At 69.2% G+C, this 25,541-nt stretch carries 22 protein-coding genes and 2 pseudogenes; 9 read left to right on the top strand and 15 right to left on the bottom strand.

The features are described 5' to 3' along the window. Positions 1-90: 90 nt before the first annotated feature. From ABD140_RS19380 to ABD140_RS19360, 6 genes and pseudogenes are all read right to left on the bottom strand, one after another. Positions 91-1,323, bottom strand: a complete 1,233-nt coding sequence (locus tag ABD140_RS19380) for a cation:proton antiporter (protein ID WP_344242284.1) — start codon at positions 1,321-1,323, stop codon at positions 91-93. 108 nt (positions 1,324-1,431) lie between these two features. Continuing rightward, positions 1,432-1,833 carry an STAS domain-containing protein gene (locus tag ABD140_RS19375; protein ID WP_344242283.1) on the bottom strand — a complete coding sequence of 134 codons (402 nt, stop codon included), beginning with the start codon at positions 1,831-1,833 and terminating at the stop codon, positions 1,432-1,434. Positions 1,834-1,997: 164 nt separating this feature from the next. Further along, on the bottom strand, positions 1,998-3,869 hold the full coding sequence (locus ABD140_RS19370) for a CASTOR/POLLUX-related putative ion channel (RefSeq protein WP_344242282.1): 1,872 nt from the start codon (positions 3,867-3,869) through the stop codon (positions 1,998-2,000). A gap of 56 nt (positions 3,870-3,925) precedes the next feature. After that, the gene (locus ABD140_RS19365) at positions 3,926-4,084 is read right to left on the bottom strand and encodes a hypothetical protein (RefSeq protein WP_344242281.1); all 159 of its coding nucleotides are present in this window, start codon (positions 4,082-4,084) and stop codon (positions 3,926-3,928) included. Between the two features lie 20 nt (positions 4,085-4,104). Continuing rightward, positions 4,105-4,218, bottom strand: a pseudogene (locus ABD140_RS40170) (transposase); the annotation flags it as partial. Positions 4,219-4,322: 104 nt separating this feature from the next. After that, positions 4,323-5,279: a winged helix-turn-helix transcriptional regulator gene (locus ABD140_RS19360; protein WP_344242280.1), complete on the bottom strand. Its 957-nt coding sequence runs from the start codon at positions 5,277-5,279 to the stop codon at positions 4,323-4,325. A 208-nt stretch (positions 5,280-5,487) separates the two neighbouring features. Here ABD140_RS19360 and ABD140_RS19355 point away from each other — a divergent pair, with 208 nt between their 5' ends. Together ABD140_RS19355 and ABD140_RS19350 are read left to right on the top strand one after the other, a co-directional pair. Continuing rightward, positions 5,488-7,191, top strand: coding sequence for a class I adenylate-forming enzyme family protein (locus ABD140_RS19355; RefSeq protein WP_344242279.1), 1,704 nt, complete (start codon positions 5,488-5,490; stop codon positions 7,189-7,191). A 39-nt stretch (positions 7,192-7,230) separates the two neighbouring features. Beyond that, positions 7,231-8,424, top strand: coding sequence for a thiolase family protein (locus tag ABD140_RS19350; RefSeq protein WP_344242278.1), 1,194 nt, complete (start codon positions 7,231-7,233; stop codon positions 8,422-8,424). 128 nt (positions 8,425-8,552) lie between these two features. On the opposite strand, the gene ABD140_RS19345 is transcribed toward ABD140_RS19350, so the two are convergent. After that, on the bottom strand, positions 8,553-9,434 hold the full coding sequence (locus ABD140_RS19345) for an acyl-CoA thioesterase (protein WP_344242277.1): 882 nt from the start codon (positions 9,432-9,434) through the stop codon (positions 8,553-8,555). A gap of 156 nt (positions 9,435-9,590) precedes the next feature. Between ABD140_RS19345 and ABD140_RS19340 the strand changes: the two genes are divergently transcribed. From ABD140_RS19340 to ABD140_RS19330, 3 genes are all read left to right on the top strand, one after another. Further along, the gene (locus ABD140_RS19340; protein WP_344242276.1) at positions 9,591-10,820 is read left to right on the top strand and encodes an acetyl-CoA acetyltransferase; all 1,230 of its coding nucleotides are present in this window, start codon (positions 9,591-9,593) and stop codon (positions 10,818-10,820) included. Between the two features lie 316 nt (positions 10,821-11,136). Continuing rightward, positions 11,137-11,598: a carotenoid oxygenase family protein gene (locus ABD140_RS19335; protein ID WP_344242275.1), complete on the top strand. Its 462-nt coding sequence runs from the start codon at positions 11,137-11,139 to the stop codon at positions 11,596-11,598. 22 nt (positions 11,599-11,620) lie between these two features. Then, positions 11,621-12,256, top strand: coding sequence for a carotenoid oxygenase family protein (locus ABD140_RS19330; protein ID WP_344242327.1), 636 nt, complete (start codon positions 11,621-11,623; stop codon positions 12,254-12,256). Here ABD140_RS19330 and ABD140_RS19325 read toward each other — a convergent pair. Together ABD140_RS19325 and ABD140_RS19320 are read right to left on the bottom strand one after the other, a co-directional pair. Then, the gene (locus ABD140_RS19325) at positions 12,237-13,436 is read right to left on the bottom strand and encodes an acetyl-CoA C-acyltransferase (protein WP_344242274.1); all 1,200 of its coding nucleotides are present in this window, start codon (positions 13,434-13,436) and stop codon (positions 12,237-12,239) included. The genes ABD140_RS19330 and ABD140_RS19325 overlap by 20 nt on opposite strands. Further along, positions 13,433-14,902 carry a carotenoid oxygenase family protein gene (locus ABD140_RS19320; RefSeq protein WP_344242273.1) on the bottom strand — a complete coding sequence of 490 codons (1,470 nt, stop codon included), beginning with the start codon at positions 14,900-14,902 and terminating at the stop codon, positions 13,433-13,435. Before ABD140_RS19320 ends, ABD140_RS19325 begins: the two co-directional genes overlap by 4 nt. A 110-nt stretch (positions 14,903-15,012) precedes the next feature. Between ABD140_RS19320 and ABD140_RS19315 the strand changes: the two genes are divergently transcribed. Beyond that, a complete protein-coding gene (locus tag ABD140_RS19315; RefSeq protein WP_344242272.1) occupies positions 15,013-16,026 on the top strand; it encodes a winged helix-turn-helix transcriptional regulator in 1,014 nt (337 codons plus the stop codon). Here the strand turns inward: ABD140_RS19315 and paaN are convergent. After that, entirely contained in the window at positions 15,980-17,659 is a 1,680-nt protein-coding gene (paaN, locus tag ABD140_RS19310; RefSeq protein ID WP_344242271.1) for a phenylacetic acid degradation protein PaaN, read from the bottom strand. The two genes, ABD140_RS19315 and paaN, sit on opposite strands and share 47 nt — an antisense overlap. A 93-nt stretch (positions 17,660-17,752) precedes the next feature. Here paaN and ABD140_RS19305 point away from each other — a divergent pair, with 93 nt between their 5' ends. After that, a complete protein-coding gene (locus tag ABD140_RS19305; RefSeq protein WP_344242270.1) occupies positions 17,753-19,486 on the top strand; it encodes a class I adenylate-forming enzyme family protein in 1,734 nt (577 codons plus the stop codon). A gap of 132 nt (positions 19,487-19,618) precedes the next feature. Next, positions 19,619-20,358 (top strand): annotated as a pseudogene (locus ABD140_RS19300) (transposase). Here ABD140_RS19300 and ABD140_RS19295 read toward each other — a convergent pair. The 3 genes from ABD140_RS19295 to ABD140_RS19285 form a co-directional block, all read right to left on the bottom strand. After that, entirely contained in the window at positions 20,338-20,832 is a 495-nt protein-coding gene (locus tag ABD140_RS19295; RefSeq protein ID WP_344242269.1) for an RICIN domain-containing protein, read from the bottom strand. The pseudogene ABD140_RS19300 and the gene ABD140_RS19295 overlap by 21 nt on opposite strands. Positions 20,833-21,036: 204 nt before the next feature. Further along, on the bottom strand, positions 21,037-21,477 hold the full coding sequence (locus ABD140_RS19290; RefSeq protein ID WP_344242268.1) for a PaaI family thioesterase: 441 nt from the start codon (positions 21,475-21,477) through the stop codon (positions 21,037-21,039). A 3-nt stretch (positions 21,478-21,480) separates the two neighbouring features. Continuing rightward, positions 21,481-22,647, bottom strand: a complete 1,167-nt coding sequence (locus tag ABD140_RS19285; RefSeq protein ID WP_344242267.1) for a thiolase family protein — start codon at positions 22,645-22,647, stop codon at positions 21,481-21,483. A gap of 66 nt (positions 22,648-22,713) precedes the next feature. On the opposite strand from ABD140_RS19285, the gene ABD140_RS19280 reads away from it, so the two are divergent. Next, positions 22,714-24,249 (top strand): class I adenylate-forming enzyme family protein, encoded by a 1,536-nt coding sequence (locus tag ABD140_RS19280; RefSeq protein WP_344242266.1) that lies wholly within the window; start codon positions 22,714-22,716, stop codon positions 24,247-24,249. A gap of 91 nt (positions 24,250-24,340) precedes the next feature. Here the strand turns inward: ABD140_RS19280 and ABD140_RS19275 are convergent, their stop codons facing one another. After that, a complete protein-coding gene (locus ABD140_RS19275) occupies positions 24,341-25,330 on the bottom strand; it encodes an LLM class F420-dependent oxidoreductase (RefSeq protein ID WP_344242265.1) in 990 nt (329 codons plus the stop codon). An 11-nt stretch (positions 25,331-25,341) separates the two neighbouring features. Next, positions 25,342-25,506: a hypothetical protein gene (locus tag ABD140_RS19270; protein WP_344242264.1), complete on the bottom strand. Its 165-nt coding sequence runs from the start codon at positions 25,504-25,506 to the stop codon at positions 25,342-25,344. Positions 25,507-25,541 lie beyond the last annotated feature (35 nt).

The raw sequence follows: 25,541 nt of genomic DNA, 5'->3' as shown, positions 1-25,541 counted from the left end.
GAGCCGCCACCGGGGCGCTCCTCGGTGACGGGACCTGGCGTTTCGCCCGTCGCGACCTCGGCCGCTGAAGTACAGGGCTGTTCGGTTTCGTCACTGTCGGCTTTCCTCGGTGGCGTCCGTGCGGGTGAGTCGGCCGCGGACCTTGCCGTACCAGGCGGGTGTCTTGTGCTCGTCGTCGAACCAGCGGGCCACCAGGATGTCGGTGGAGGAGTGGGCGAGGATCGACAGGGTGATGGTGACGGCGACGAGGGCGAAGATCGGTTGGGCTTCGACGATGCCCGACTCCAGGACGAGCAGGCCGTAGACGACGGAGGCGAAGCCCTTGGGGCCGAACCACATGACCGCGGCCTGTTCCCGGCTTGACAGGCCCGAGCGCAGGAACGACACCCAGATCGCCACAGGCCTGGCCACCACGAGGGCCACGATCGCGAACGCCCAGCCGGTCCAGCCGATCGAGCCGAGCAGCTGCGGGGTGATGAGGGCGCCGAACAGCAGGAGCGCGGCGAGTTTGAACAGCTCGGCGATCAGCTCGCCGAAGTGCTCGAACGACTCGCGCTGACGTTCTCCGAAAGTGGCGACCGTGATGCCGGCGGCGAACGCGGCGAGGAACAGGTTGCCATGGGTGGCCTTGCCCAGGGCCAGCACCAGCAGGCCGATCGCCACGGCGTTGAGCGGCGCATAAGCGGTGGAGGCGGCGAAGAGGCGGGTGCGCTCCAGCATGATCGCCGCCCACGGGACGGCGACGCCGATGACGATGCCCAGCAGCAGTTCGGTGCCGAGTTCTCCCAGGTGCAGATCGGAGCTGCCGGCCGCGACCGCCAGGAAAACCACGACGAACGGCAGCGCGAGTCCGTCGTTGATGCCGGACTCGACGTTCAGCAGCTGCCGCAGCCGGGGCGGGACCTTGTCGTTGCCGACGAGGGCGGCGGCGAACACCGGGTCGGTCGGGGCCAGGACCGCGCCGATCAGCAGGGACTCGGCCCAGCCGAGCCCGATCAGCCAGTGGGCCGCGGCCGCGGTGATGAGCAGGGTCAGCGGCAGTCCCCAGCCCAGCGCCCGGCCGGGCAGCCGCCACGCGGTGCGCAGATCGCTCCAGCCGACCCGCATCCCGTCGCTGAACAGCACCGCGAACAACGCCAGTTCGGCAAGGGTCGAGACGACCTCGTCCCCGGGCGCGACCGGCACCCATCCCAGGACGCCGTCCCCGAGCAGGAACCCGGCGGCCAGGAACACCACCGCGGTGGACAGGACCGTGCGGTGGGCCAGCCCCGACAGGAGCACGGCCAGCAGAAGGACGGCGGAGAACGCCAGGAGCAGCGCCATCGAGGGGCCTTTCGGGAACGGCTGATCTGGGACTTTGCCGACCAGACTTCCCGGCGCACCAGCGCGAATCGTAGCGTCACACCAGGATCAGCCGCCACCCCGGCCCGCTCAGGGCGTCGGCGGTTCCAGCGGAGATGCGTGGGCTCCCCTCGATGCCGCACCGTCGATCCTGGTTTCCAGCGCACGCAGCGCTTCGGGCACGGTGGTGTTCACTCGCAGGACGTCACTCAGTCCGGTGATCTGCAGGAGGCGGGCGATGCGTCGATGCGGTGCGACCACGGCAAGCGCGCTGTCCACCGCTGCGCGCGCCCATACCAGCACCCCGATCCCTCGGGAATCACAGAAGCTCAAGCCGCTGAGGTCGAGGACGAGGCCGGCAGATGCCGTGGGCAGCAGGCCGAACAGATAGGCGCGCAGCTCAGGAGCGGTCGCGATGTCGAGTTCGCCGCTCACCGCGACGATCAGATATCCGTCCTCGTATCGGGAGGCGAGGCCGAGTGAAGGGGGCATGGGAGCGGCTTTCGGGCAGGGGAAAGGACCGCCGACCAGGCTTCCCGGCTCACCTGGGCACAACATAACATCCCTGCGCCCAGGCTCCCGGATCCTCTGGCGCAGGCGCGTCGAGCGGCTCCTGCGGCCGCTCTCCGCTGTGACCGCGGTGCCGCTGTCCGCTCTCAGCGGTCGGCCAAGACGATGACCAGGTCGTCTTCGGTCAGGGTGAGGGGAGCACGGCGGTCGGGGTTGAGGACGATGCCGTAGTCGGGGGGTTCGTGGAAGCGGGAGCGGCGCCGGTAGCCCAGGGCGGTTTCGCCGCGGCGGCGGGCGGCCTCCAGGAGCGTGGCGAAGGTGGCGGGGACGTTCGGGTGGAGGTAGCCGGGGACGGGGTTGAGGTAGATCTCGGGGCCTTCGGGGTGCAGGAGGGTGGTGAAGACCTGGTGGAGGCGGGGGCTTTCGCTGAGCTGGGTCATGAGCTGGGTGATCAGTTTTTCGCTGACGATGAAGTCGTCGGCCTGGGTGATCTGGGCGATCTCGCGGTTGGCGTCGTCGCGCAGTTCCACGATGAGGGAGAACGGGCGGTCTCCGTAGGGGGCCAGGTCGCGCAGGTGCAGCAGGGTGACGAGGGTGCGCGCGTCGGCGAGTTGCGGTCCGTGGCTCTCGTCGGCCAGCACGATGATGCTGTGGTAGGAGCGCACGTCCAGGTTCTCCAGGTCGGTGCGTGCGGTGTCGTCGCAGCGGGTGAAGGAGACGGTCGTGTTGGCCAGGCCGGGCAGCCGTTCGCGCGGGTCGCGGTCTTGCAGTGCGGCGATGTGCAGGTGCGAGCCGGGCCGTGCGAAACCGTCCAGCCTCTCGATGATCTTGGCTGCGCGCGGGTTCCAGCCCAGGACGAGGGCGGAGCCGGGTTCTGGGAAGGCGACGGGCAGGTCGCTGATCGCCTCTTGGGCGATGCGCGGCCGCCGTTCGGCCAGGCCGATGAGCTCGTCGTCCTCGGCCAGCATGATCAGCTCGTCGTCAGGGCCGATGACCGCACCGGAGGCGGGATTGAGCGTGATGGTGCCGTCCGCGTGCCAGAGTCCGACCGGCACGCCCCGGGCGAAGACGTGCAGGGCCTCGCCGAAGGCGCTTCCGGTCAGGGAGGGCTCTGGGCGCAGGTAGAGCTCATGTCCCTGGAAGTCCAGGATCTCGGCGCAGACCGCGGAGATGCCGCGCTGGCGGTGCGCCTGCACGATCAGCCGCACGGCGATGTCGTCGGCGTCGACGATGCGGGTGTGCTCGCCGCCCGCGAGCAGCGCGGCGGGCAGGTTGGCCGCGGTGCGGATGGGGGCCACGATCGGCGGCCGTGGTTCCTGCCAGGGCTGGGCGTTCAACGACAGGAGCGTCTTGACGACGGAGATGTCGGGGTCCGGCGTCTGCGGCGCCAGCACGATGACGGAGCGGGCCGTGGCGGGGCTGACCAGGGCGAGGTCGGACACCTTCAGGGGGTTGCCCCGGCGGCACACGACCCGGATCCTGCCGGCGCCGCCGACATTGAGCCGGATCGCCTCGTCCATGTCTGCCTTGTCCATGTCGGCCAGGATCGCGATGCACGAGCGCCTCCTGCCGTGGTTGGCCTCGATCAGCTCCTCCAACACGGTGAAGACCTGGTCGGACCAGCCCAGCAGCACGGTGTGGCCGTGCTCGACGATCTTCGAGCGGCCCCTGCGCAACTGCATGATCTTGCTGTTCAGGCCGGTGGTCAGCACACCGATCAGCGCGCTGACGATGAAGATCCCGCCGACGGTCGAGGCCAGCATCAACGCCAGGTAGGCAGCGGTCCCTTCATCGTCGCCCATGACTCCCGGGTCCAGGGTGCGCAGCAGGCTGCGCCACACCATCCCGCTCCAGCTCCCCTGCTCCGCGGCGTCACGCGGGGCGATGAGCACCGCCAGGGAGGCGATGGCCAGGACCAGCACCGCGGAGGCCAGCCCCAGCCAGCCGATCAGCGCCGGCGTGCCCCGCGCCATCGTGTTGTCGAACCAGTACCGCACTCGCGCACGCCACCAGGCCATCTCCACCCCCTTCGGAAGTTCCGCCGTTGCGGAGAATCCGCCGCAGAACAGTACCTTTACTCGCAGATGCCGCTCATGGGACGATCGAGGGTGCCACCACGATCCTGCGGAACCGGTTCCAGAACCCGGCGGACGAGCCCGCCGCGGGCGTCGTCGGTGGAGTCCACCGCCAGCAGCCAGTCGACATTACCGACCGCATCGGCTTCGGCCTGCACGCCGCGAGCATCGCACTGAACGACCCGCCCGACGCCCACCTGCGAAAACGCGTGTACAAGGTCTGCCAGGAACCGTAGCGCTCGGGCACGTCCCGCCACGCACTGCCGGGAGAAGTCCTTTGAGCTTCTCCCACTCGGCATCGGTCAGCTCATGACGACGGATCACCCCACGAGGATTCCGCAGCTCACAGGCCCATACGGCTTATTTGAAGACAGGCCCTAGGCCTTCGCCCGCGCCTCAGTCGATCGTGCTCAGGTCGATGTCCGACCCCGTCAGCGGCTTCCGGCATCTGTCGCAGGCCAGCGTTCCGATGAACGGCGCCCCGCATGCGGCGTGGGTCCAGTCGAGCACGCGGCCCTCCGGCGAGGTGTACCAGCGCTGCGCCCACTCCACGGTGATCGCGACGACGGGGAAGAATCCGAGGCCCTTGCCGGTCAGCCGGTACGCCTTCCAGGCCGGGCGCACCTCTCCCTCCACCTGCTCCAGGATGCCTCTGTCGCACAGCGACGCCAGCCTCTCGGCGAGCAGGCTCGGGGGGATCCCCAGCAGGCTCTGGAAATCGCTGAACCGGTGCGCACCGAGAAACGCCGCACCGACCACCGCAGATGACCACCGGTTCCCGAAAACCGCCATCGTGTCCGGGTAGAAGAACCGCGGCCCCTTGCCCCCGCCGCGGCTGTCGGACCTTCGCCGGGTCGTCACCTCGGGAACAGACCTGCTCCAGCCGCCGCTGGGGCCCCACCGGGTGTGCAGGTCCGCGGCGGTGACGGGTTCCTTGCAGGCCGTACAGCAGTACAACGGTGACATCTCCCGGCCGCAGACCTGATGGATCATCGGCGGGGTCGCGTACGCGTGCTCCGGTACCCACTTCCGCTCCCAAGCCCAGATGACGACGAGCAGGGGCCATGTCGAGCGTCCGCGCACGGTCAGGAGGTACTCCGAGCGAACGGGGTTCCTCTGGTAGACGCGCCGCTCCATCAGCGACTCGCAGACCATGGTGTCCAGGCGGTTGGTGAGAACGGCGTTGGAGATCGGCAGTTGGGCGTTGAAGTCGGAGTAGCGCGTCGAGCCCGCCAGCGCGTGGCGGAGGAGCAGCAGCGTCCACTCGTCGCCGAGCAGCCCGATGGCCCGGGACAAGGGGTTGGGGCCGCCGTCCGGCAACGGAGTCGGTAGCTCGGCGTGTCCAGACTTCATACGACGAGCATAGACAAAGCCCAGGCCCGGACGGATGCACGGTCCATGTCACTCTGTTAGTTGATGTAACTCTGTTAGTTGCAGTAACGTGGGTCACGTCCCACCTTCGACCGCGGACGGTCCGGTCGAGGCGGAGGCGACCGCCAGGCGACCGATCGCGGACCATGAGGTGATTGAGATGCACGCGAATCTTCACCCCCGTTCACAAGTGGACGAGTTCCGCCGACTCGGTTACTGGACCGACGAGACCATCGACGGGCTGTTCCGGGCCCGGGTGTCCGAGCGCGGCGATGCCCTCGCGATCGTCGATCCCGCGAACCGGCGCGACCTGGTCGGTTCCGAACCGCGCCGACTGTCGTGGCGCGAGCTCGGAGCCGAGGTCACCCACCTGGCCGCGCGTCTGCTGGACAACGGCGTGCGCAGGGGGGACGTCATCGGCGTCCAACTGCCCAACACGATCGAACTCGCCCAGGTGTACCTCGCCGCATGGACCATCGGCGCGGTGGTCTCGCCGCTGGCGATGCAATACCGCGAGCACGAGATCATCACGATGGCCGGCACCGCCCGGTTCGACATCATGATCACGAGTTGGCGGTTCATGGACCGCGGCCCCGCCCAGTCCGTCGCCGCGGTCGCCGGCCAGTTGCCCGGCGTGCGGCGGCTGATCGCCTTCGGCGACCCGCAGGAGGCCCCCGACCGGGCGGACCGGCCTGAATCGATCGTCCACGTGTCGCCCGCCGCCGCCGGCTCCGCCGACATCGCCCGGGTCTCCGAACATCGCAGAACCCACCCGAACGACCCGAACGACTGCGTCACGATCTGCTGGACCTCGGGAACCGAGAGCCTGCCCAAGGGCGTGATGCGCGCCCACTACGACTGGTTGGCGTTCTCCTGGGCGACCGTCGACGCACCTCGCCTCACCGCTGACGACGTACTCCTCAACCCGTTCCCCATGATCAACATGGCCGGCATCAACGGCATGCTCCTACCGTGGCTGCGCACCGGCGCGGCGCTCGTGCAGCACCACCCGTTCGACGCCAAGACGTTCTTCGCACAGATCGGCGGCGAGGGGGTGACGTACACGCTCGCGCCACCGGCGCTGATGTGGACCCTGCTGAACAACGAGGACATACTGAGCAAGATCGACCTGTCCCGCCTCACCAGGGTCGGCTCCGGGTCCGCCCCGCTCCAGCCGGCCATGGTCCGCGGCTGGCAGGAGCGCCTCGGCATCGGCGTCATCAACTTCTTCGGCTCGAACGAAGGCGTGGGGCTCCTGTCCAGCCTTGAAGACTTCCCCGACCCGGAGACGCGCGCCAGATTCTTCCCCCGCTACGGGACGCCCGGGGTGAAGTGGTCCTCCCGTGCCTCCGAGTGGACGGAACTCAAACTCGTCGATCCTCTGAGCGGAGAGGTCATCGACGAGCCCGGGCTGCCGGGCGAGCTCTGCATCCGCGGCCCGCAGCTCTTCGCCAGGTACGTTCGCGGCGAAGAGCTGCCCGATCCGTTCGACGAGGAGGGCTACCTCAAGACCGGCGACATCTTCGAGATCGCCGGAGACGGGAACCAGTACCTCCGCTACGTCGACCGGGCGAAGGACCTCATCATCCGCGGCGGCATGAACATCGCCCCCGCCGAGCTCGAAGCCATGATCATCGAGCACCCCGCGGTGCTCGAAACCGCGGTCATCGGAGACCCCGATGTGGTCCTCGGCGAGCGCGTCGCAGCGGTCGTGGTCCTGCAGCCGGGAGCCTCCCTGACCCTTGGGGAACTCGTCGCCTTCCTCCGGTCGTACAAGATCGCCTCGTACAAGCTGCCCGAGCGCCTGCACCAAGTCGAAAGCCTTCCACGCAACCCGGTCGGCAAGGTCCTGAAGCGCGATCTCCGTCGACGGCCTGAGCCGGAATCGTCCTGATCACGACCGGTGGTGGAAGCAATAAAGGGAGGCACTGGCATGGGTTCTCCAGCCGAGGCATTCGTCTACGACGCGATCCGCACGCCCCGCGGAAGGGTCAAGCGCGAGGGCGGAACTCTCGCAGGGGTTCCGTCTTACGAGCTGTTCGCCCAACTGCTCCGCGCGTTCTCCGACAGAGGGGTGCCTGCGGCCGCGGTCGAAGACGTCGTGGTCGGAGTGAGCACCACGTTCGGCGAACAGGCGTCGGACCCCGCGCGGGTCGCCGTCATGCAGGCCGGCTGGCCGGACACGATCAGCGCCGGCGTGGTCTCCAGGATGTGCTGCTCAGGCCTGGACGCCCTGGCGTCCGGTGCCGCCCAGGTCCGTGCCGGGCAGGCCGACCTGATCGTGGCGGGAGGCATGGAGTCGATGTCGCGTGTGCCGATGTTCTCGGATCGACCGGCCTTCGCCACCGATCCCGAACTCGGTGCCACGACAGGGTTCGTCACCATCGGCGTCTCCGCCGACCTCACTGCCGCCAAGTACGGCATCACGCGCTCAGAACTCGACGCATTCGCCGTCCGCTCCCACGAACTGTCACTCGCGGCTCCCCGATGGGAATCACTCATCCCGATCCGCATCGACGGGGAGATCGTCCTCGCCGCCGACGAGGGCGCCCGCGCCGGCACCACCCTGGAGTCGTTGGGCGCCCTCAAGCCGCTCTTCAGCGACGACCCCCTGTGGAGCCGGGTCGAGGAGCGCTTCCCCGGCTTCGAACGACCGAGTGTCGGGCTGCACACGGTCGGCACCGCGCCTCAGCTGTGCGATGCGGCATCGGCCGCTGTGATCGGTTCTGCTCGGGCGGAGGCGACCCTGGGCCGCCGACCGATCGGGCGGATCGTCAGCTGGGCGCATACCGCAGTGCGTTCTCCCGGCCTGGACGGAACCGTCGCCGCGGCCGGCAAGGCGCTCGACCGGGCGAACCTCGGGATCAAGGATGTGAAGGTCGCCGAGTTCAACGAGTCGTTCGCCGTCTCTCCCCTCGTCCTGATCAAGGAACTCGGCCTGTCCGACGAGATCGTGAACATCCGCGGAGGGGCGGTCTCGGTCGGGCATCCCCTCGGTGCGAGCGGCGGCATCCTGCTCGCCAACGCACTGGAGCTCCTGCGACGCCACGGCGGTGGTCACGGGTTGCTCGTCATTCCCGGGGCGCTCGGCGTCGCGACCGCCGTCGTGGTCGAAAGCCCGGCCTGAGGCGCTGGTGCCGGTGCTCCGCATCGGCAGGCTGTTCGCGTTGCGCAGACGACGGGCGGATCGAGACGGTTCTGCCGCGTCCGGAGAGTATCCGGACGCGGCAGAAGAGAGGTGCCACCGACGGGCGATCATTCCCGGCGTCGGAGGAGCGCTTCCTGGGTGATCTGGCAGACCGCCCGTCCTGCCCGGTCGAAGGCCGCGGCCTGGATGAGGGCCCGTGACGCATGGGCCATCGGAGCGTTGTGCTCGAAGACGATCCAGTCGTCTCCGCGGACGTCGTCCTGGAACCAGATGGTGTGGTCCAGGGACAGGCCCCACCATTGCTCCATCAGGGTCCGCTCGTGCCCCAGGGGGACACCGTGGGCTGTGGCGGCCGTGCCCATCAGCATGAGGTCGCTGGCGTAGGCCACGGCCGCGCGGTGGATGAGCTGATCGTCTGGAAGCGGCTCGGCGGCGCGCATCCAGATGTTGTGCGTGGCGGCGGGATGCTGGACCCTCTCGTCCTCGGCCGGCGGTGCGACCCGGATTTCGATCGCCTCGAAACCGGACCAGAAATCGCCCAGCCCGCCGTCGTCCTCCGCGAGCGCGCTCAGAGGCGAGGACTCTTCGACGGTCCCGGAGTCGGGAGCCGGGCGGGCATGGGAGATCCCGCCTTTGTCGTCGCCGGCCGAGACCAGTGACCGGCAAAGAAGCCGGTCTCCCTGCAAGGCGCTCACCTGCCGCGTGGAGCGGGAACGGCCGGTGTGCAGATCCTCGACCCTGTACCGCACCGGCTCGCTGCTCGTTCCCGCACGCAGGAACACCGTGTGGAGGGAGTGCACCCGCTTGTCCGGGCCGATGCTGAGACCGGCCGCCATCAGGGACTGGCCGACCAGTTGCCCGCCGAAGAGCTGTGGCAGCTGCAGAAGGTCGTTCCGCCCCAGCCATTCGTGGCTCTCGACCTGTTCGAGGTCGAACAGGTCGGCCAGATCCCTCTGCCGTCGTTCCACCGGTACGGGCGTGCCTTCCATCGTCAGTCCTTCTTGGTTCTCATGAAGCTCTTGACGGATCGCCGCATCTTTCCTCCGTTGAACAGGCGTGAGATACTCTGTTATCTGTAGTGACGAGAAACAGTTCTAGTCTCGGCAGGCCGCTTTCGCAAGCCCCTGGCCGGGAGAGGGGTCACCATGAACGAGCGCAACATCTGGGTGCTCGGCGGGTATCAATCCGACTTCGCACGGAACCTCGACCGAGAGGGCAAGGACTACGCGGATCTGACGTCCGAGGTCGTCGACCACACCCTGGCCGCGGCGGCGATCGACCCTTCGGAGATCGACGTCGTGCACGTCGGCAACGCCTTCGGCGACCTGTTCGCGGGGCAGGCGCATCTGGGCGCGATGCCCGCCACGGTGCGAGCCGAACTCTGGGGACTGCCCGCCTCCCGGCATGAGGCGGCCTGCGCGTCCGGCAGCATCGCGATCCTCGGCGCGGTCGCCGATCTTCGGGCCGGCCACTACGACTGCGCGCTGGTCGTCGGCGTCGAACTGGAGAAGACCGTCAGCGGTGACCAGGCCGCCGCGAACCTCGGTGCCGCGGCGTGGGTGGGCCATGAGGGCCAGGACGCGAAGTTCATGTGGCCGTACATGTTCGCCGAGGTCGCCCAGGAGTACGACCGCCGCTTCGGTCTCGACGACAGCCACCTGCATGCGATCGCGCAGGTCAACTTCGCGAACGCGAAGCTCAACCCGAACGCGCAGACCCGCCTGTGGGACGTTCCCGATCTGCTGGCCGCCGGATCGAACGACGCTGTCAATCCCGTGGTGGAGGGCAGGATCCGTCGTTACGACTGCAGCCAGATCACCGATGGTGGAGCCGGCCTGGTCCTGGTGACAGACGACTACCTGCGCGAGCACCCGCAGGAGAAGCCGATGGCGCGACTGCTCGGCTGGGGCCACCGGACCGTCGGGATCGGGCTCGCCGGCAAACTCGTCCGCGACGCCGACAACCCCTATGTGATGCCGCATCTGCGGCAGACCGTCGAGGACGCCTTCGGTCGGGCGGGCGTCACCCTCGACGCGCTCGACGGGCTGGAAACCCACGACTGCTTCACGCCAAGCGAATACCTCGCCATCGACCACATCGGCCTGACCGGTCCCGGCGAATCCTGGAAGGCCGTCGAGAACGGGGACATCCAGATCGGCGGAAGGCTCCCCATCAACCCGAGCGGCGGCCTGATCGGCGGCGGCCACCCTGTCGGTGCGAGCGGCGTGCGCATGGTGCTCGACGCGAGCAAGCAGGTCAACGGCACCGCTGGCGACTACCAGGTCGAAGGCGCTCAGACCTTCGCGACGCTGAACTTCGGAGGAAGCACCGCGACCACGGTGAGCTTCGTCGTCGGCGCCATGCCCACGGCCTGAGGGAACCCGCCCCGGAACCGCCTGGCGCGCCACGATCCGGCTGCTCGGCCGCCGACAGAACGCGCCGGACCTCCTTCGGCCAGTAGCTCTGTTTATTGTAGTAAATGGGAATGCGCCGAGCAGCAGGCCGGGACGGCCGGCTTGCCGCTCGGGCGGCGGCCGCTCGCCGCCATCGGGCGCATGGACGTTCAGTGGACTTCACGGCCTCCGGCGAGAAGGCGGCCGCACACGCGGCCAGGCGCCCGGCGCGGATCCTCCGCATATGAGCAGCACCAGCGCAGCAACCTCATCATCGACATCGACTAAGGAGGCTCCCATGGACGTGGAGATCCTCGGCAGGGTCCTGTCGACCTTGCCGGACGACGACGACCACCCCTACCGCACAGGTCCGTGGCGGCCCCAGACGACGGAGTGGAAGGCCGACGACCTCACCGTCGTGCACGGCGAGATTCCCGCTGACCTCGACGGCCTCTACCTGCGCAACACCGAGAACCCCGTCCACCCGGCGCTGGAGCGCTACCACCCGTTCGACGGCGACGGCATGATCCACGCCGTGGGCTTCCGCGACGGCAAGGCCTTCTACCGCAACCGTTTCGTCCAGACCGACGGCCTCATCGCCGAACGCGAGGCGAACGGCCCCCTGTGGGCGGGGATCGCCGACCGGCCCGAGAAATCCCCCCGCCAGGACGGATGGGGCGCACGCGGCCGGATGAAAGACGCCTCCAGCACCGACGTCGTCGTCCACGCCGGAGTCGCCCTCACCAGCTTCTACCAGTAACGCCTACGAAGAAGGCGACGAGATCGTCCTGGACGGGTTCTTCCAGGGCGACCCCGAGCCCCGCGACACCGGCGACGGCACCTTCTACCAGCGCATGTTCCGCTTCCTCGCGCTCGACCGGATGCAGACCCGCCTGCACCGCTGGCGGCTGGACCTGCGCACCGGCCAATGCCGCGAAGAACGCCTGTCGGACTCCATCACCGAGTTCGGCGTCCTGAACAACACCTACGGCGGCCGCCGCCACCGCTACACCTACGCCGCCAGCGGCGTGGACGGCTGGTTCCTGTTCAACGGCCTGGTCAAGCACGACCTGCTCACCGGAGGCGAAGAGCGGTTCACCCTGCCCGAAGGCGTCTACGGCAGCGAGCCCGCCATGGCGCCGCGCGTGGGAGGCACCGCCGAGGACGACGGCTACCTTGTTACGCTGACCACCGACATGAACGAAGATCGCTCCGAGTGCCTGATCTTCGATGCCGCCCGGCCGGCCGACGGCCCGCTCGCCCTCGGCAAGCCCTCCGAACCCCCGAGCGGACGACTCCGACCTCGTTCGGGGCTGTCGATGACACGGCGGAGCGCCCTTGCCGCGTCCCCCTGTGAGGCGGACACCGCAAGGTGCGGTCCAGCGGGCGCTTGCCGGGTCAGGGCATGCGCTCGATGATGAGGGCGCTGCCGGTGCCCGCCGCGCCACTGACCGCGACGGCTCCGTAACGCGCTCGGGTTCTTTCCAGCTCGTCCAAGCAGGAGGCGAGCAGGATCGCGCCGGTGCCTCCGAACGCGTGGCCCATGGCGATGGTCCCGCCGTTGGGGTTGATCTGACCGTCGGCCAGGTCCAGGTCCCGCTGGAACTTCACGCAGGTCGCGGCGAACGCCTCGGCGATCTCGTACACGTCGATGTCGCCGGGGCACAGGCCCGCGGTGCGCAGCGCCTTCTCGACCGCGGCCTGGCCTGCTGTCAGCATGATGACGGGGTCCACCGAGGCGGTGGCCGCCGTGAGGATCCGTGCGCGGGGTCTGAATCCGGTCCGCTGGGCGGCGAGCTCGTCACCGAGGACGACCAGCCCGGCCCCGTCCACGATGGCGGGTGAGTTGCCGACGGTGTGCAGGTGCCGGATCTCGCCGACCTCCGGATGGTGGCGGCGTACCAGATCGTCCTGGCCGCGCTCGCCGAAGGAGGCGAACGCGGGCGCCATGGCGGCCAGGGATTCCGCCGTCGTCTGCGGCCGTATCGCCTCATCGTGGGCGAGGACGACGTCGCCGTCGAGGCGGACCGGCAGGACGGAGGCGGCAAACCGTCCCTGTTCCCACGCCTGCGCGGCACGCTGCTGGCTGCGCAGGGCGTAGGCGTCGAGTTCCTCGCGCTCGAAGCCTTCGAGGGTGGCGATGAGGTCGGCGGCGACGCCCATCTGGACGGCGCCGGTCCGCTCCACGACCTCGGGGTCGCGCCAGATCGGTGCCTCGTCGGAGTACATCGGGACCCGTGAGACGGACTCCACGCCTCCGGCGACCTGCAGATTCGCCGTGCCGAAGGAGATCCGGGCCGCAGCGGTGGCGATCGCGTCGACACCTGAGGCGCAGAACCGGTTGAGCGTCATGCCGGAGGTGTTCCAGCCGGCGAGGAGGGCCGCGGTGCGGGCGAGGTCGCCGCCCTGCTCGCCGACCTGGCCGGCGGAGCCGACGATGAGGTCCTCAACGCTCTGGGGCAGGTCCGCGGACCTGTCCTTCAAGCCGTCCAGCAGCTGGGTGATGAGGTGCAGCGGCGAGACCTGGGCCAGCCCGCCGTTCGGGCGGGCTCTGCCGCGCGGTGTGCGCAGCGCGTCCAGCAGGTACACGTCGCTCATCGGCCGCCCTCCCGCAGTTGCTCGGCCCGCACCCAGGTGGCGTGGAAGCCCGACGGGATCCGGCGGGGGAGCAGAACGCGGCCGATCGGGCCGGCGGAGACGTCGGAGGCGTCGAAGATGGCGCACTCGGCGCGGTTCTCGCGCTCGTCGTTGACGAAGCTGACCAGGTAGCCGTCGGTCTCGCCGGTGGAGCCGTCGCGGGGCGCGAACGGGGACTCCGAGCCGTAACGCCCGGGGCCGAAGATGTGCTCCTGCTTCTGCCCGGTCCGGGAGTCGAACCTGACGAGGCCGTCGAACAGCAGCGTCTGTTCGGCGGCCAGGTGCATGTTGTAGGAGTAGCGGTGCGGCTGTCCCATGATGCGGCCGTCGACGCTGGGGAACTCGATGTTGTCGTCGTCCAAGGGACCCTCGGTGGTCTGGCCGGTGCGCAGGTTGAACCGGTACCGGTACAGGTGGGCGTTGAGCCTCAGGTAGGCGAGCATCTGGGCGAGCTTGGAGGTGTAGGTCGCCTGGTGCTGGGGGTTCTTGACCCTGCACACGTCCAGGACGATCTCCTCGCCCTCCTCCCAGGAGTTGACGACGTGGTAGATGTAGCACGGGTCGGCGTCGAACCAGCGGATGGCGTCACCGGTGCCGTGCCTGGGGATGACGCCGAACCGGGCGGGGAGCGACCGTTCGAAGAAGATGCGGTACTTGCCCGCGGCGCGGGCCTCCTGGTCCTGGATCAGCGGCAGGTCCATCAGGATGGAGTAGTTCGGGGTGATCGCCATGTCGTGGGGCAGCCGCGGTCCAGGCAGGTCGATGCCGGTGGCGTGCGTGACGGTTCCCTCGGCGCCGACGACGCCATAGCGCATGTAGGGCGGCCCGTCGGGTCCGTAGTCGAACCACAGCAGTTCGCCGGTGGCCTCGTCGACCTTGTTGTGGGCCATCATGTCGCCGTCGAGGGTGCCCAGGAACGTCTCGGCACCGAGCGTTTCCAGTGAGAGCGGGTCGATGGCGTAGGGACTGCCGCACAGGTACCAGGTGGCAAGGACTTTCCCGCGGTGGAAGATGACGTCGGTGTTGGCCGAGTCCTTGATGCCCAGCCCGTGGGTGTTGCCGAAAGGGTTGTCCTTCGGGTTCTCCATGACGCCGGTCCATAGGGCCTTGCCGGCCTCGGACTCCTCGTGGAAGGCCGCGGTGCGCACGAACCGGTTGCGGTAGCGGGCCTTGCCGTTCTCGAAGTGCATCGCGTGGATCATGCCGTCGCCGTCGAACATGTGGTAGCGGCCACCGGCAGCGAACCGGCGGTTGGGTCCGTTGCGCAGGAAGACCCCGTTGAGGTCCGCGGGGATCTCGCCGACCACCTCCATGTCCTCAAGGGTCAGCTCATCGTGGACGGCTTCGAAGACGCCCATGAGGTAGGGGTTCGGCTCGTCCTGGCCGTCGGCCGCCCGGGCGACCGCGATGGGCCTGTCGGTTGTCATCTGCTCTCCCTGTGTCAAGATCGACGAAGGAACCGATTACTACTATAAGAGAAGCTAGCTTGCGAAGTACGATTGCGGAAGGGGTCGGAGAAAAGATGAGAGGTGAGCCCATGACGGGTCGGGAGGCCCCCGGGGCGCAGCCCAGCGCCATCGGGCAGGCGCTGCTGGCGATCGGCGACCAATGGACCCTTTTGATCTTGCAGCGGGCCTTCCTGTTGAGGATCCGGCGGTTCGCCGACTGGCGCGACGAGCTCGGCATGTCGGAGTCGGTGCTGGCCAACCGGCTCAAGGAGCTGGTCGCCGGCGGGCTGCTGACCCCTTCGGCCTACCGGGACGAGGGGCGCACCCGCACCGAGTACCTCCTCAGCGACAAGGCGCGTGAGCTGTGGCCCATGCTGGTGGCGGTGTGGTCGTGGGAGCGCGCCTGGGTCCCGCGCCGCTCGGGACTGCCCGAGCTGGTTCACGAGGCCTGCGGCCGACGCACCGATGTGGAGGTCGGCTGCGCCTCGTGCGGGCGCGCTCCCGTGACCGCCCGCGACACCGCCACTGAGAGCGGCACCGCGACGTTCGCCCAGGTGGCGGTGCCGCGCCTGCACCGCAAGACCGTGCGCGTGAACGCCGAGGACGACCCCCTGTCCTACTTCCCCGAGACGCTGGAGCTGCTCGGAGACCGCTGGGGCACCGTCATGCTGGCCGCCGCGATGCTCGGGGTCCAGCGCTTCGTCGACTTCCAGTCCGAACTCGGCATGGCCCCCTCGGTCCTGTCCAACCGGCTGCGCCGCTTCGTGGAGCTGGACGTGCTCAGCCCCGACCACAGGGAAGGCGGGCGGGCGCGCTATCACCTCACCGACAAGGGCCTGGCCTTCTTCGAGGTGTTCGCCTTCCTCGTCGACTGGGCGCAGCGCTGGTATGACGGTCCGCCCGGTACCGACCTGAGGATCGAGCACCGGACGTGCGGTCGTCCCTTCATCCCCTACCTGAGCTGCCTGTCGTGCGGGAAACCGTTCGAGCGGACCTTCGTGGCCTTCATGGCCACGGACGCCGAAGGCCGCTCCCAGCGGCTGCCCGTGCCCGAGGTCACGCAAGCCGCCGCGACTGGGTCACGCGGAACCGGCCGGCGATGAAGGAGTCGTCGGTCAGCGAGGCGTTGCCCGCCGGGTTCAGCCCGGTCACGTGGTAGTCGCTGTAAGCGGCGGAGAAGTTGAGCGGCATCGGACCGGTGATGTTGCTCGACACCGCCGCCCCCGCGACCGCGTAAGCCTCTTCCACCCGGTCGAGGTAGGAGTCGTCGCTGGAGTAGGCGAACGCGGTGATCGCGCCGTGCTCCCGGGCGTCACGTGAAGCCTGCTCAAGCGCCTGCTCGGCGTCGTCGCATTCGATGACGAAGGCGATCGGGCCGAAGCGCTCCTGCCCGTACAGGTCATGGTCGCCCACGTCCACCTGCACCAGCAGCGGTCCGCCGGTCCGCGCCCCGGGGAAGGCCGGGTGCTCGTACGGCGCCGGCTTCAGGACGACGCGGCCGCGGCCGTCCATCAGCTCGACCAGTTCCTCCTGCAGCCGCAGCGTGTCGGCCGACTGCACGGTTCCCATGACGGCCGCCGCGCGCTTGGGCACGGTCGAGATCGCCTGGATCGCCGAGGCGAGCGCGTCGGCGAACTCGTCGGCACCGATGGTGCCGTCCGCGGTGGAAATGCCGCCGCGCGGTACGTAGATGTTCTGCGGGCTGGTGCACATCTGCGCTGAGAACAGGCACAGCGAGCCTGCGAGCGCGCGCAGCACCGGCTGCAGGTCGTCGGCGGAGTGGACGAGCACGGAGTTCGTGCCCGAGGTCTCGGTGTAGGCGATGGCGGGGAAGGCGTTGGCCTCGACCCACGATCCGAAGGCGGCCGACCCGGTGAAGTCCACGATCCTGGTCAGCGGGTGCCGGACGAGCTGCTTGGTGATCGGCTCGGCGACCGTGTCGACGGCCAGGCCCACCAGGTCGGGGGAGAAGCCCGCTTCGGTGAGGACCTCGCGGCAGATGCGGACCGCGAGCGCCATCTGCAGGACCGAGGTGGGATGCGGCTTGACGATGACGGGGTTGCCGGTCACGAGGCTGGCGAACAGCGCGGGGTAGACGTTCCACGCCGGGAAGCTCGCGCACGCGACGACGACCGCGATGCCGCGGGGCGCGAGCCGGTAGCGCTTGGCCAGCTTCACTTCGGTCGTGCCGAACCTTCTGGTCCACTCCGCCTGCGGTGCCACCCGGTCCATCGCGGAGTAGGCCTGGGCGATCGCCTCGATGCCCCGGTCGAGCGCGTTGGTGCCGCTGCCGGCGTAGCTCATGCCGAAACTCTGCCCGGCGGTGTGCATCGCCGCGTGGGCGAGTGTGAAGTTCTTGCGGAAGAGCCGCTCGCAGATCTCCAGGCAGATGCCGGTCCGGGCGGCCGGGTCGGCATCGCGCCAGCGCGGCCAGGCGCCCTGGGCCGCCGCGAACAGCTCGTCCGCCCCCGCACGCCGATAGGAGACTCCGAGCGGCTCCAGCGTGTAAGGGGAGACCTCATCGGTCTGCACCGCCAGGGCGCCGGGCCCTTCGAGGTCGAAGACGCGGCCGAGTTGCGAGCGGAACTCGGCTTCGCCTTCGGCGCGGGCGTGTTCGCCGCCGGGGTGGTCGGCCGGAGCGTCGGGGAAGGCCGTCCAGCTCTCGCGGGAGCCGCACACCACGATCGCCCGTTCGAGAAGCCCTCGGTGCTTTTCGAACAGAACTTCGGTCGTCATGGTTTCTCCAAGGCGTGAAACAAGGATGATTGACCTGCTGACTTTTTCTATCATAGTGTCCGGGGTCACGACATGGAGGGACCAATGACTGTCTTGAGCTCTGGACGACCCCGAAGGCTCCACCCCGAGGACAAGGTCGCCCGCTACCGCGAGCTGGGCTGGTGGACCGACGAAACCGTGGACGGCCTGCTGCGCGCGCAGGTCGAAGGCCGCGCGGGCGCGGTCGCGGTCTCGGACGCCCCGAACAAGGCCGACCTGTGCGGTGGCGAGCCGGTCGAGCTGACCTGGTCGGAACTCGACGCGGTCGTCGACCGGATCGCGGCCTCCCTGCTCGCGGCGGGCGTCCGGGCCGGGGATGTGGTGGGGGTGCAGCTGCCCAACGTGGTCGAGCTCGTCGCGTCGTTCTTCGCGGTGATCCGCATCGGGGCGATCGTCTCGCCGCTGGCCGCGCAGTTCCGCGGCTACGAGATCGGTACGGCGGCAAAGATCGCCGGCTTCGACGCCTTCATCGGGACCGCCCGCATCGGAGGCCGCGTCAGCCTCGGCGAGGCGATCCCCGCGCTGGAGGGAACCCGGGCGGCGGAGAGGGTGCTGGGGTTCGGCGCGGATCTGCCCGAGGGCGTGCGGCCGCTGGAGGTCGGCCCGGCGAACGAGAACGAGCGCCGCACGGTGGGAGAGCACCTGTCCGACCGGACGATCGACGATCCGTCGAACTGCATCACCGTGTGCTGGACGTCGGGCACCGAGAGCCTCCCCAAGGCCGTTCCGCGCGCCCACTACGAATGGATGGCCATCGCCCGCGTCGCCCAGGAGGCGCCCGCCCTCACCTCCGAGGACGTCGTTCTCAACCCTTTCCCCATGGTGAACATGGCCTCGATCGGCGGCATGATGCTGCCCTGGCTGCGCTCAGGCGCGCGCCTGGTGCTGCACCACCCGTTCACCTTGCCGGTGTTCCTGCGGCAGGTCGCCGAAGAACGGGTCACCTATACCCTCGCGCCTCCGGCCGTGCTGACCATGCTCCTGCAGAACAGCGCGTTCCTGGAGCAGGCCGACGTGTCGTCGCTGAGAGCGATCGCCTCGGGCTCGGCGCCGCTTTCGCCGCCGATGGTCGAGGGCTGGCAGGAGGGGTACGGGATCTCCGTCATCAACTTCTTCGGCTCCAACGAGGGCATCTGCCTGCTCAGCTCTCCCTCCGACGTTCCCGATCCCGGGCAGCGGGCGCGCTACTTCCCCCGCTACGGCGCCCCCGGGGTGCAGTGGTCCTGTCGTGCGATGGAAGCGGTCTCCTTGCGGCTGGTCGACCTCGACACCGGTGAGGAGATCACCGAGCCGGGGCGTCCCGGCGAACTGCGGGTCGGCGGCCCGACGATCTTCTCCGGCTACCTGGAGGGCTCCACCGGCACGGTGCCGTTCGACGAGCGCGGGGATCTGTGCACCGGTGACGTGTTCGAGATCGCCGGAGACCGCGGAGAGTTCCTGCTGTACGTCGACCGCGCCAAGGACCTGATCATCCGCGGGGGCATGAACATCGCCCCGGTGGAGCTGGAGAACCTGATCATCAGGCACCCGTCCGTCGCCGAGGTGGCGGTCATCGGCTATCCGGACGACGTGCTCGGGGAGAAGACCTGCGCCGTCATCGTCCCCCTCGCCGGGTCCACCGTCACCCACGAGGAGATCATCGAGTATCTGCGCTCCCAGCAGATCGCCTCCTACAAGCTGCCGGAGAAGACCGTGGTCGTCGACGCGCTCCCGCGCAACCCGGTCGGCAAAACACTCAAGCGCGTCCTTCGCGACGACCTGAGGATCGGCAGGCTGAAAGGCGTCTGAGTCGGCCGGGCGCGCGAGGGCGCCGGAACCCCGACGGGGTCCCGGCGCCCTTCGCCGCTTCTAGGCCCTGTTCGTAGTTGGGATCATCGGGTTTCGCTGCGCGGTGTGTGTGCTGCTGGTAGTCCGGTGGGCATGGCGCGTGGTGATGTGACGGACGAGGAATGGGCGTTGATCGAGCCGTATCTGCCGCTGGGCGAGCGGGGTCCGATCCCGGACCTTCGCAGGTGGTTCAACGCGGTGATCTGGCGGTTTCGCACCGGCAGTCCGTGGCGGGGCGTCCCCGAGCACTACGGATCCTGGTCGACGGTCTATGACCGCTTCCGCGTCTGGGCGGTGCAGGGCGTGATGGAACACCTGCTGGAGCAGATGATCGGGCTGGCCGCCGACTTGCGCTGCCGCCCGTTGTCCTTCGTGCTCGCTCCCGGCCAGAGTGGGGACGGCCCTCAGTTCCGCGCCGTGCTCTCATTCATCAAGGTCCGCGGACCCGTCGGTCGTCCCCGCACCCGGCCTGCCGCGGTCGCCGCCGATGAGGCCTATTCTTCCCGCGCCGACCGCTCCCACCTGCGAGGGCGCGGGATCAGAGCCGTCATCCCCGAGAAGGCCGACCAGGCGGCCAACCGCAAGAACAAGGGCAGCCGCGGCGGGCGGCCCGTCTCCCACGTCCAAGAGCTTTACCGAGAACGCAACACCGTCGAGCGCTGCATCAACAAGATCAAGCAATGGCGTGGGCCGGCCACCCGCTACGACAAGAGCCCGAGAGTTACCTGGCCGGCCTGCATCTCTGCGGAGCCCTTCTCTGGCTCCGCAGAGATGCAGGCCGGCTGAGAATCCGAACTTCGAACAGGACCTGGCTAGGGAACGGCCTTGAGTAGCCAGAGTTCGTTCTCCTCATGGCCGGAGTCGGACTGGACCACGCGCTCGCCCGGTGTGGTGGATGCGTTGGCGACCGCCAGCACCTTGCCGGAGTGCTTGGCGATGAGCCGGTAGACGCCGGCCTCATGCTCCTTGAGGTACCAGATCTGGCTGGGGCTACCGTTGATGGGCCACTGCATCGCGAAGTTGGAGTTCTGGTCGGCAAATTCGATGTCCAGGGCCATGCCGGAGTGTTCGGCGATGAACTTGTATCCGCCGTCGGCGGGTTCGACGCGGAAGATCTGGTTGGTCTTGCCGGTGGGGGTCCACTGGATCACCCAGGCGCCGTCGTTCATGGCGTTGTAGATGACGTCGAGGGCGAGGCCGGACTTCTTGTTGATCAGAGTGGCGCGGGCCGGGATGTCCATGGGGGTCCTCTCGAACTGGGGCGGGAGGTAGCGGTGCGCCGCCGTGTCTCCATAAGAGATGATCACGCACGGGAAATCACCCTTCGGCCGTGACCGCTTCCGGGCAGGGTTCCCGCTGCAGGAAGGCGGCGGTAGCCCGTCGACCACCCTTCCTGGTCGGTCCTTCGCTCCCGAACATGTCCCCAGCCGCCAGGTAGCGGAGTGTACGCGGGGCCGTCTTATGGGTCCGAAGCCTCCGGCCGGCCTAGAGATCCGAACTCCGTACAGGCTCTAGCGCGGACAGGTGATGAGCTGGGTGCACCGGAACATCGCGATCCGGCGGCCATCGGCGTCCAGGACGTCGGCGGTCCAGACCTGCATGCGCCGCCCGCCGTGGGCGAGCTCGGCGACGGTCCGCACCGTGCCCTGCCGGGCGGTGCCCACGAAGTCGGTGCTCACCTGCGCGGTGGCGAAGCCGACCGACCCTTCGGGCAGGGACAGGCGGCAGCCGATGCCGCACGCGGTGTCGGCGAGCGCCACGACGGCCGCGGCGTGCAGGTGGCCGTTGGGGGCCAGCAGCTCCGGCCGCACCTCGAACTCGGCGACCACGCGAAGCGCGTCGGCCTCGACGACCTTGAATCCCAGCAGGCCGGGGAAGCGGCCCTCGGTCATCCGCGTCAGATTCCCAGGGGTCGGGTCCTCAGGGGTGGGGCGCGGGGAGATGTCGCTCACGGCTCAGACCTCCACGACCAGCGCGATGCCCAGACCCACGCCGATGCAGGCGGCGGCGACGCCGATCCCGCCGCCCCGGCGCTGCAGTTCCCGGGCGCAGTCGACCACGATCCGCGCGGCTGAGGCGCCCAGCGGATGGCCCAGGGCCAAGGCGCCGCCGTTGGGGTTCACCTTTTCTTCGGGCACTTCCAGCTCATCCACGCACGCCAGGACCATGGCCGAGAACGCCTCGTTGATCTCGAAGACCGCGACATCGGACAGGTCGCGGTTCGCCTTGCGCAGCGCCGCACGCACGGCCGGAACCGGGGCCAGGGCGAAGCGGTGCGGATCCACGGCCGCGACAGCGCTGGACAATACCCGGCACAGGGGCCGGGCGGCCAACTGCCGCGCGGCACCGGGCGTGCCCATCAGCACGGCGATCGCCCCATCGTTGATGGGTGAGGACGTGCCCGCGGTCACCGTCCCGCCTGAGGTGAAGGCGGGTTCGAGCGAGGCGAGGGCCTCGGCGGTGGTTCCCGGTCGGATCGACTCATCTCTCAGCACCCCCGCCAGCGGGCAGACCACGTCATCGTGCAGGCCCCTGCCCCATGCCTCATCGGCGCGCTCGTGGGAGCGGACCGCCCACGCCTCCTGCCGCACCCGGTCGATGCCGCGTTCCGCCGCGATCGCGTCGACCGACCCGCCCAGCGAAGCGGTCCACTCCGGCGGGAACACGGGGTTGGGCATGCGCCACCCGACAGCGGTGGGAACGAGTTCGATCCTGCGGGGCAAGGCCGTGTCGATGGGCGCAACGACGTGAGGGGCACGGCTCATACCCTCGACCCCGCCCGCCACGATGAGTTCCGCATCCCCGACGGCCAGCGCGCGGCCGGCCTGGACGATCGCCTCGGCCCCCGATCCGCAGAGCCGGTTCACCGTCACCCCGGGAACGGAGGTGGGCAATCCGGCCAGCAGCGCGGCCATCCGCGCCACATTGCGGTTGTCCTCCCCGGCCCCGTTGGTGTCGCCGTAGACCACGTCGGCGATGCGCGCGGGATCGAGCAGCGGCCGGCGCGCGACGAGCTCCCGCAGCGGGTGGGCGGCCAGGTCATCGACCCTGACCTGTGACAGTCCGCCGCGGTTCTTGCCGAACGGGGTGCGCTGGGCATCCAGGAGCAGTACTTCGGCCATGGGTTCCTCTCAAGCTGACTTCTTCTATAGTACTAAAGTCATTCTCGACGACGTTCGGAGGACCCCGTGACCATCGGCCTGCTCGCCCGCCGTGCCGCGGCCCGCTTCGGCGACCGGCCCGCAGTGATCGCCGCTGACGGGACCCGCACTTTCAGCGAACTCACCGACCGCGCCGACCGGCTTGCCCACGGCCTGCTGGCGTTGGGCCTGCGCCCCGGAGAGCGCGTCCTCGAACTACTCCCCAACGGCTGTGCCCTGGTGGAATCCGATCTCGCACTGGCGATGGCGGGGCTCGTCAGGGTCCCTCTCAACCCCCGGCTGGGGCCCCCTGAATGGGAGCGGATCGCCGACGACTGCGGCGCCGGCGCGTTGATCTACGACGCGCGCTTCCACGCAGAGACCGAGGCGCTGCGCAGCGGTCTCGGCCATGAGCGGACCGTCGTCCTCGGCGACGGTCCTGGACGGCGATGGGCCGAACTCGTGCTCAACGCCGCGCCCTCGCAGACGCCGGCCGTCCGCATCGACGACCTCGCCGGCCTGGCCTACTCCTCCGGCACGACGGGCCGGCCGAAGGGCGCCCGGCGCACCCACCGCAACCGCATCGCCTCGGCCATGGCCATGACCCACGAGGTCCTGGGCGGGCCGCCCGCCGCTGACGCCGTCTACCTGCACGCGGGTCCGGCCATCCACACCAGCGGACTGTTCGTCCTGCCGTTCCTCATGGCAGGCGCCCCCCAGGTCATGCTCGACCATGCCGACGCCCCGCAGGTCCTTGAAGCCATCGACAGGCACCAGGTCACCCACACCGCCCTCGTGCCCACCATGGTCGACCGGCTCGCGCAGGCCGCGACCGCTCCGCCCGCGTCGTTGCGGATGCTCGCCTACGCGGGCTCGCCCATGCCCGCCGAGCACATCCGCCGGGCCGGCGAGCGGCTCACGCCCCATCTCGTCCAGTACTACGGCCTGGTCGAGGCGATGCCGCCGCTGACCGTCCTGGACGCCGCCGACCACGCCCGGGGCTTGGCCGATCAGCCGCAGTTGCTGACCAGCGCGGGCAGAATCTGCCTGGCCGTCGATCTGCAGGTGGTGGACGACGACGGCCACCCGCTCCCGGACGGGGAGACTGGAGAGATCCTGGTCTCGGGAGACCCCGTCACCACGGGCTACTACAACGCAGAAAGCCGCGAGGACCTGGGGAAATCCTTCCTGGACGGACGGTTGCGCACGGGCGACGTCGGCCGCGTCGGAGAAGGCGGCAGGCTCTGGCTCACCGACCGCCGCAACGACATGATCATCACTGGCGGCTACAACGTCTATCCCCGTGAGGTGGAGGAGGCGATCAGCGGTCTGCCGGGCATAGCCCACGTCGCGGTCGTGGGACTGCCCGATGAGCGCTGGGGCCAGCGCATCACCGCTGCGTACACGTGCCTGCCCGGACACGATGTGCGCCCTGAGGAACTGCTCGCGCACTGCCGTGGCGCGCTGCCGTCCCACAAGTGCCCCAAAGCCGTGCACCAGGTCAGCGAGCTGCCGCTCAACGCGACGGGAAAGATCCACCGCCGGGAGGTCTCCGCTCGTCTGGCCCGCTCGACGCTCTGGTGAGGCTCCGCAGAGGACCATCGGGGCGCTGCGTCCATGACCAAGGGGCCGGTGCTCAGGCGAGCTGAGCACCGGCCCCGGCGTCTGTCGAAATTCAGGCGCTCTGGCCCGCCACGCGGAGCAGATTCTGCAGAGTCGCACGGCCGCCGAGATCACCGTCGACGCTCGCGGGAACGACCGCGACCTCGTCGACGCCCGCCTCCGCGTAAGCGGCGAGCTGGGCGCGGACCTCTTCATCCCCGCCCAGCAGGCCAACCGACGCGATCAGTTCCCGAGGGACCGCCGCGAGCAGGTCCTTGGGATGCGGGCGAGTACGGGCGAAGGCCACAAGGTCGCCGAAGCCGGCCTCGATGAACATCTCGCCGTAGCCCGGTGCTGCCAGATAACCCACGACACCGCGCCGAATCTGGTCCACGGCTTCGGGGTCGTCCCCATGGGCGGCCGTCACCCACGCAGTCACCTGCGGCGCGGCCGCACCCGCGCTCGCGGCCTCCTCGCGCATCTGCGCGACCAGGCTCGCCGCCGAAGCGGGGGTGATGAGGTTCAGCACCATCCGGTCGGCGTGCCGCGCCGCCGTGCGGACCGCGGACGGACCGAACGCGGCGACCGCGATCGATGTCTTGGGAGCGTCCAAGCGGAGGTGGTATCCGCGTGTGGTCACCGCATCCCCGCGGAAATCGGTCTTGTCCCCGGCCAGCAGGGACTGCAGGGCGAGCACCGACTCGCGCAGGACGGTCGCCGACCGCTCACGGGACCTGCCGTGCCAGTGGCTCACCACCAGAGGGCTGGAGGTCCCCACCGCGACGTTCACACCGCGCCCCACCAGATCGGCCACCGAGGCGACCCCCCGGGCGATGAGCATGGGGTCGCGGACCGCGACCGCCAGTGGCCCGACGGTGAGCTCCAGCCGGGTCTCCATACCGATGCGGGTGGCCAGGGCGAAGGCGTCATAGGTCGCCATCTCCCCGATCCACAGCCGTTCGTACCCCAGCTCCTCGGCGTGCCGTGCCGTGAGCATGGCCTCACCCGCGGGGCGGTCCTGCCAGTAGCCCAACGACACCGCCAAAGACGGCAGAACGCTCATGGGTCTTCCTTTCAAGATCTGTCGTCCTCGGCCCGGACCGGCCGGTAGAACCACACGGTGCGCTCCGGGAGGACTCCGTCGACCCGGCTCTCGTCAGTGCGCGAAAAGCCGAGCGCGAAGCCGTGCCCGGTCAAAGCGGCCGACAAGGTGGTGATGTCGGGGACATCCTGACGCATGAAACTATTATAGAAGAAGTCAGAGTGGTCCTGTC

It is taken from the genome of Actinocorallia libanotica, assembly GCF_039525175.1.
In the GTDB taxonomy this organism is placed as follows: domain Bacteria; phylum Actinomycetota; class Actinomycetes; order Streptosporangiales; family Streptosporangiaceae; genus Actinocorallia; species Actinocorallia libanotica.
The sequence above is the reverse complement of the archived record's forward strand: the minus strand, read 5'-3'. Positions and strand labels throughout refer to the sequence as shown.